At 75.3% G+C, this 6,106-nt stretch carries 7 protein-coding genes; 3 read left to right on the top strand and 4 right to left on the bottom strand.

What is annotated here, in order from left to right:
- The first annotated feature begins 224 nt into the window (after positions 1-224).
- Complete coding sequence (locus ACFU74_RS35315) at positions 225-767, top strand: DinB family protein (protein ID WP_380764232.1); 543 nt, start codon at positions 225-227, stop codon at positions 765-767.
- Between the two features lie 91 nt (positions 768-858).
- On the opposite strand, the gene ACFU74_RS35310 is transcribed toward ACFU74_RS35315, so the two are convergent.
- The 4 genes from ACFU74_RS35310 to ACFU74_RS35295 form a co-directional block, all read right to left on the bottom strand.
- Positions 859-1,590: a dienelactone hydrolase family protein gene (locus tag ACFU74_RS35310; RefSeq protein ID WP_380764231.1), complete on the bottom strand. Its 732-nt coding sequence runs from the start codon at positions 1,588-1,590 to the stop codon at positions 859-861.
- Positions 1,591-1,800: 210 nt separating this feature from the next.
- Positions 1,801-2,484 (bottom strand): histone-like nucleoid-structuring protein Lsr2, encoded by a 684-nt coding sequence (locus ACFU74_RS35305; RefSeq protein ID WP_380764230.1) that lies wholly within the window; start codon positions 2,482-2,484, stop codon positions 1,801-1,803.
- Between the two features lie 35 nt (positions 2,485-2,519).
- Positions 2,520-2,906: a hypothetical protein gene (locus tag ACFU74_RS35300; protein ID WP_380764229.1), complete on the bottom strand. Its 387-nt coding sequence runs from the start codon at positions 2,904-2,906 to the stop codon at positions 2,520-2,522.
- A gap of 81 nt (positions 2,907-2,987) precedes the next feature.
- Positions 2,988-3,581, bottom strand: coding sequence for a hypothetical protein (locus tag ACFU74_RS35295; protein WP_380764228.1), 594 nt, complete (start codon positions 3,579-3,581; stop codon positions 2,988-2,990).
- A 473-nt stretch (positions 3,582-4,054) separates the two neighbouring features.
- Between ACFU74_RS35295 and ACFU74_RS35290 the strand changes: the two genes are divergently transcribed.
- Both ACFU74_RS35290 and ACFU74_RS35285 read left to right on the top strand, forming a co-directional pair.
- Complete coding sequence (locus ACFU74_RS35290) at positions 4,055-5,911, top strand: alpha/beta hydrolase family protein (RefSeq protein WP_380764227.1); 1,857 nt, start codon at positions 4,055-4,057, stop codon at positions 5,909-5,911.
- Positions 5,908-6,069, top strand: a complete 162-nt coding sequence (locus ACFU74_RS35285; protein ID WP_380764226.1) for a hypothetical protein — start codon at positions 5,908-5,910, stop codon at positions 6,067-6,069. Before ACFU74_RS35290 ends, ACFU74_RS35285 begins: the two co-directional genes overlap by 4 nt.
- Positions 6,070-6,106 lie beyond the last annotated feature (37 nt).

Raw genomic sequence — 6,106 nt, 5'->3', positions numbered from 1 at the left:
GAGATCATGGCGGGATGTCCACTCATGTCATCACCGGCGCCGGTTCCGGCATCGGGGCCGCTGTCGCCCGCCGCCTCCTGGAGCGCGGCGACGACCTCGTCCTCCTCGCCCGTCACGCCGGCCGCGCCAGGTCGCGGACAGGATCTGACCTACATGAGTCCTACTGTGGATCACGTCGGACGGCAGCGGCCGCCGGCGCAGGAGCACCCCACGGAGGTACAGCCATGAGCGACACCGCGACCACCACCGCCCCCGCCGTCACCGGCGAGCGGGCCGACCTGCTGGCGCAGCTCGCCACCCAGCGCCACTTCCTGCGCTTCACCACCCGTGACCTGACCGACGAGCAGGCCGCGCTGCGCACCACCGCCGGCGAGCTGTGCCTGGGTGGACTGATCAAGCACGTCGCGTCGGTCGAGCGGTCCTGGGTCGGCTTCATCCTCGAAGGCCCGTCCGCGATGCCCGACTTCATGAACCTGACGCAGGCCGACCTGGACCAGCGGGCCGACGACTTCCGGCTGCTGCCGGGCGAGACCCTGGCCGGTGTGCTCGACGCCTACGAGGAGGTGGCCCGGCGTACCGACGCGCTGGTCGCCTCCCTGCCGGACCTCGATGTGTCGCAGCCGCTGCCCGAGGCGCCGTGGAACGAGCCCGGCATCCGCTGGTCCGCCCGTCGGGTGGTCCTGCACCTCATCGCGGAGACCGCGCAGCACGCCGGCCACGCCGACATCGTGCGGGAGTCCCTGGACGGCGCGAAGACCATGGGCTGAGCACCGCCGGACAGCCCGCCTCGGCGCGCGCCGCGGGGACGCGCGCCGAGGGCGGTGCCGGTCGGCCGAGGTGCCGGTCTGCCGACGCCGGTCAGCCGAGGTGCCGGGCGAAGAACCGCAGTGCGCCGTCCAGTTCGAACGCCGGGACGTCGCCGTGCCGACCGGGGTTGGCGTGCAGGGTCTTCTCGGTGGAAGCGAAGGCCTCGAACAGGGCCAGGCCGGCCGCGCGCGGGACCCGCTCGTCGTCCCACTGGAGCAGGAACTCCACCGGGACGGTGATCCGGGCGGCCTCCGCCGCCGAGGCGAGGGCGCCGCCGAGGCCCAGGACCGCCGCGCGCACCCGCGGTTCGTCGGCGACGAACGGGACGCCGAGCCCGCATCCCAGTGAGACGCCCCAGTACCCGACCGGCCCGGTGCCGATGTCGTCGAGCCGCTGGACGGCGTCGAGCACGGCCCGCCACTCGGGCACCGTGCGGCGCGCCACCAGGGCGTGGAACTCCGCGAGCAGCGGCGCCGGTTCGGCCCCCGCCTCGATGCGCGCCTGGTTGGCGGTGGCGATCCGGTCGTACTCCTGGTGCACCGGCCGGTCTCCGTGGCCGGGCACGTCCGGCGCGACCACCGCGAAGCCGCATTCGGCGACCAGCCGGTGGGCGCGGGCCAGGACGGAGGGGGCCTTCTTGTGCTCGCCGCCACCGTGCCCGAGCAGGACCAGCGGGCGGGGGCGGGCGGGGCCGTCCGGGGTCCAGAGCGCGCCGGGGGTCTCCCCCAGGACGAAGAGCCGCTCGCGGATGCCGTCGGACGACGTGTCAGTGGTGAAGCGCATGTGCGGTACGAGCCTTCCGGGTGCCTACTGCGGGCACTCCCCGGCCATGCGAGGGAGGGGTGCCCGACCTGTCAGAGCGTTGATCGGTCCCACCTCCTCGGTTCGCAGCGGCGCACGGCGGTGTGGACCGTAGCACGGGACGCCGGCTCCCGGCACCTGCCCGCCGCCGACGGATGTGCTCGGCCGCCGGCGGCGCGGCGGGCGCGGCGGTCACTGTGCCGCTTCGTAGGCCTCACGGACGGCCGAGGGAATCCGGCCGCGGTCGTTGACGAGGTAGCCGTTGGCCCGGGCCCAGTGGCGGACCGGGTCGTCGGCCGGACGGGGAGCGAGCCGGCGGGCGCGGGCGGGTCCGTTCCAGTCGCCCGTGGAGACGCCTTCCAGCCGGTCCGCCGTCTCCTGGAGGAAGGCGGACAGGGAGGGGTGCTCGCCGCCCTCGGGGAACTCCCCGTCGCTCCAGGTCCCCACCGTGCCGGTGCGCGTGTCGACGAACGTTCCGTAGAGGCCGTCGCACTCCGCGACGATCGGCAGCCGCTCCCGACGCCAGTGCGGGTGGCCGGGATCGCCGGACGGGACCGTCTCCTCCAGGGTCATCCGGTGGAGGTGGACGCGCTCGATGTCCGTGAGGCCGAGCAGGAGCCGGCCGCCGGGGACGACACCGCCCAGGCCGCCCGGGCACGATCCGGCGTCGATGTCGATCGCAAGCAGCCACTGACGCACATCGTCCGGCAGTTCCAGACCCATGCGCCGCTCGGCGGCGGCGAGGGCCGCCGGGTCCCCCGGGCCGCCGAGGGCGGCGAGCACGCCGGGGTCGTTGGACTCCAGCCAGGCGGTCACCCGGCCCCACGCCTGCCGGACCCCGGCTGCCTCCGACGTCGGATTCGGCCGCTCACTCATGTACGGCCTCCGGCTCGTTCGGGCTCCGAGGGCACTCAAACCCCGTGCTGGAGCGGACCGTTCGCGGCGAGGTGTTCGCGGGCGGCCGCCAGGTGGCGCGCGGCCGTGCCGAAGTGGTGCGAGACCAACGGCAGCACGTGCGGGTCCAGCTTACGGGTGAAGGCCTCGGCCGCCTCCAGCGGCGCCGTCGCCCGGAGCAGCAGCGCAGCCGTCCCCGCGCCCTGCGCGCCGGGCCCGGACGCCCGGAGGCCGGCGGCGGTCCGGCGCAGCAGGATCAGCGCGTCCTCGGCGTCCGGCGGGCCGTCCGAGAAGTCGTGTCCCCACCAGGACAGTTCGACGGTGACCGCGCGCAGGTGCGCCTCGCAGCGCCGGAACCACCAGGCGGTCCACGAGGCGGGCAGGTCGACGGTCTTCGGACTCATGTTGTCACTCGGCACAGGCCGATCATGTCCCACGAAGTCCGCCCGCAGGTGGGTATTCCGGGAAAGTCGGCCTTTCCGGCATCAGCAGCCGCGGGTGTCGGCGGGCAGCACCAGCCCGGCCGTCACCAGGCGGGCGCCGGTCACCCGGATCTGCTGGCTGTACGGGCCGGTGGGTGCGGGGCTCGGGGCGACCAGGTTGAGCCGCTCCGGCAGTTCGGTGTCCTCGACCGGCGCTCCGGTGTGCACCACGGACAGCACGCCGGAGCACGGCGCGGTGGCCGGGGGCGTGCTGCCCGGGGCGACGCCGTTGGCCGGGCCGAGCGGCACCTCGACGGTGTCCAGCGGGCGGTAGGAGTAGGACGGCCGCCCCGTCGCGCCGACACCGTAGTTGGACAGCCGCACCGCGAAGCGGGTGATCTTGACCTGGACCGGCGCGCAGAACCGCTTGGCCTCCTGGGTGTCCAGGTGCAGGCCGTCCAGCGACATGAAGACACCCAGGTCGATGATGCGCAGCGAACCGGGGAGGCGGACCAGGTAGCCGCTCAGCTCCGTGTCGCCGAGCAGCGTCGGATCGACACAGGTGGCGGTGGGCGAGGGGGCCTCGGTCGGCGTCGGGTCCGGCGACGCGGTGTCCGAGGCGGTGGCGGAGGGGCTCACCGTTGCGGACGGTGTCACGGACGCGCTGCTCGCCGCCGTGGACGGCGCACCTGCGGCGTCCCCCGGGGAGGACCCGCCCGACGAGCAGCCGGTCACTCCCAGTGCGGCCGCCGCCGCCACCGCGAGGAGCCTCGCCCCGGGCCGGCCCCGATACCTCACGCCCATTTCCCCACCTTTCCTGGAACGGCGCCGATGATGCCATAACTCGCCACGGGGGAAGGTCAGTTCGGTGAATTCCTGATCTCCTGGGCGGGTCCGCGCCCGCACCCGCGGAGGCTTCGCACCGGAGGGGGAGCACCGCCCGCACCCGCAGGGCGACATGAGCCCGACAATTCTTTCGGCCATCCGTGCGCGAGGTCTGTTCGCCGTCACAACACCCCCCTAGAGTGGGCCGCGCCCCTCCACACGTGTCCTTTTCGCAAGCCGGTTCACTGGTTCCCTGAGCGTTCAGCGCAGCCTGTTCCCATCGTCGAGCCGGAAGGGCCGGGCCCGTGACGCAGGCGTTCCAGTCCCCCGGCTTCGCCGCGCTGGCGGCCGGCCGCGCGGTCGAGACGCGGCTCGTCGAGGAGCGCTGGCAGGCGGTCGCCTGGGACCTGGGGACGGGCCTGCGCCGGGTGGTCACCGACCGGCCGGACGGCGTCCACCTGAGCGAGATCGAGCCGGACGGCGACGCCATCTGGTGGTTCGACGCCGACGGCGCCGGGGAGGGCCGGTGGCGGCGCACGCCGTTCACCGGCGCAGCGAACGGCGCGGCACAACACGACGGGGCGCTGCACGGGGAGGCGCTGCACGGCGTACCGCGCGGCCGGGCGTACGGCGTCGCCTTCGACCGGACGGGCGCGCTCGCGGCGGTGGCCGTCGGCGTCGGCGACACCTCGCACTGCTACGTCGGACCGCCCACGGGCCGGGCGCGGCTGATCGGTTCGGCGCCGGGGTACCTGGGCCTGGCCGACCTGTCGCCGGACGGCCGGCTGCTCGCCCTCGGCGGCCGGCCCGACGGCGACGACGCGGTGGTCCTGTGGCCGGCCGACGCCCGGCCGGACGCCCCGGCCGGCGCTCCGCTGACGCTCCCCGGGGACGGACGACTGCGGCTCTGGCCGATCGAGTTCAACCCGCGCGCGCTGCGCGAGCCGGAACTGCTGCTGGTGGCCGAGGAGGACGAGCGCTACACGGTCGCGACCTGGCGGGCGGACGAGGGGCTGCGCAGGTACCCGGAACCGGCGTTCGACGCGCAGATCTCGGCCGGCTGGTACGGCGGGCCGCGCGGGGTGCTGATCCAGCACGAGCGGGCCGGACGCAGCCGGCTGCTGCTCGCCGACCTCGGCCCGCCGGCCGGGCAGCCTCCGCCCGTCCGGGAGGTCCGCACCCCCGGCGGCACGATCCACGACCTGTCCTGCGCCCCGGACGGCACCCTGCACTGCGTCTGGAGCCGCGAGTCGACGCCGCCGCGCCCGCTGGTGCTGCGCCCCGGCGAGGAGCCGGCGGACCTCCCCGGCCCTGAGCGGGAGGACGCCTCCCGGAGCGCGCGCTGGACGCCCCGGCCGTACGGGCGGATCCACAGCTTCGTCAGCGCCCCGGCCGGCCCGGGCCCGTGGCCGACCCTGTTCCTGGTGCACGGCGGCCCCGCCACCCACGACCGCGACTCCTACGACCCCCGGGTGAACGCCCTGGTCGGCCAGGGCTACGCGGTGGTGCGCAGCAACTACCGAGGCTCCACCGGCTACGGCGCCCGCTGGCAGCACGACTACGGCCACCGGGTCGGGCTGGCCCAGATCGAGGACCTGGCCGCCGTCCGCGCGGAGCTGGTCGCCGACGGCACGGCGCTCGCGGAGCGCACCGGCCTGTGCGGCTTCTCCTGGGGCGGCTACCTGGCCCTGCTGGCGATGGGCGCGCAGCCGGAGCTGTGGTCGCTCGGCATGGCCGCCCAGCCGATCGCGGACTACCCCGCCGCCTACCGCACCACCACCCCCGCACTGCGCGAACTCGACCGGGAGCTGTTCGGCGGGACCCCGGAGGAGGTCCCCGAGCGCTACCGCGCGGCCGACCCCCGGTCGTACGTGCACCAGGTCCGCTCGCCCGTCCTGCTGGTCGCCTCGCGGACCGACGAGCGGTGCCCGCCCGGCCAGGTGGCCCGGTACGCGGCCGACCTGCGCCGGCTGTCGGTGCCGCACGAACTGCTCTGGGTGGACGGCGGCCACTACAGCCGCCGCACCGCCGACCACCGGTCGGTGCTGGCCGCGATGGTCCGGTTCGCCGGACGGGCCTGGCCGGCGCCGCTCCCCCGCGCGCCCCGGGGCGACCGTCCCGAGGGATCCGCCGAGTCGTCGGAAGGAGGTGAACAGCCATGAAGCGCCGCAGCATCCAGAACGACCCGATCGGCACCCCGGAACGTGACCGGGGCGCCGTCGTGGTCCAGAACTTCGCGCTCGACATCACCAAGGCCGCACCGGTCGCGCCTGCCCTCAAGGGGCAGCCGAAGCCGAAGAAGGCCCCCGAGGGCAAGTGACCCTCCGCCGCTCCGGGGCGCCCGCGCGCCCCGGAGC

Source organism: Kitasatospora sp. NPDC057500, from assembly GCF_042802195.1.
GTDB lineage: Bacteria > Actinomycetota > Actinomycetes > Streptomycetales > Streptomycetaceae > Kitasatospora.
This window is presented reverse-complemented; position numbering and strand designations above follow the sequence as displayed.

What these genes read in the sequence shown, in the direction of transcription:
- ACFU74_RS35310 (WP_380764231.1), bottom strand. Translation starts at nt 1,590, where the DNA reads ATGCGCTTCACCACTGACACGTCGTCCGACGGCATCCGCGAGCGGCTC.
- ACFU74_RS35315 (WP_380764232.1), top strand. Translation starts at nt 225, where the DNA reads ATGAGCGACACCGCGACCACCACCGCCCCCGCCGTCACCGGCGAGCGG.
- ACFU74_RS35300 (WP_380764229.1), bottom strand. Translation starts at nt 2,906, where the DNA reads ATGAGTCCGAAGACCGTCGACCTGCCCGCCTCGTGGACCGCCTGGTGG.
- ACFU74_RS35305 (WP_380764230.1), bottom strand. Translation starts at nt 2,484, where the DNA reads ATGAGTGAGCGGCCGAATCCGACGTCGGAGGCAGCCGGGGTCCGGCAG.
- ACFU74_RS35285 (WP_380764226.1), top strand. Translation starts at nt 5,908, where the DNA reads ATGAAGCGCCGCAGCATCCAGAACGACCCGATCGGCACCCCGGAACGT.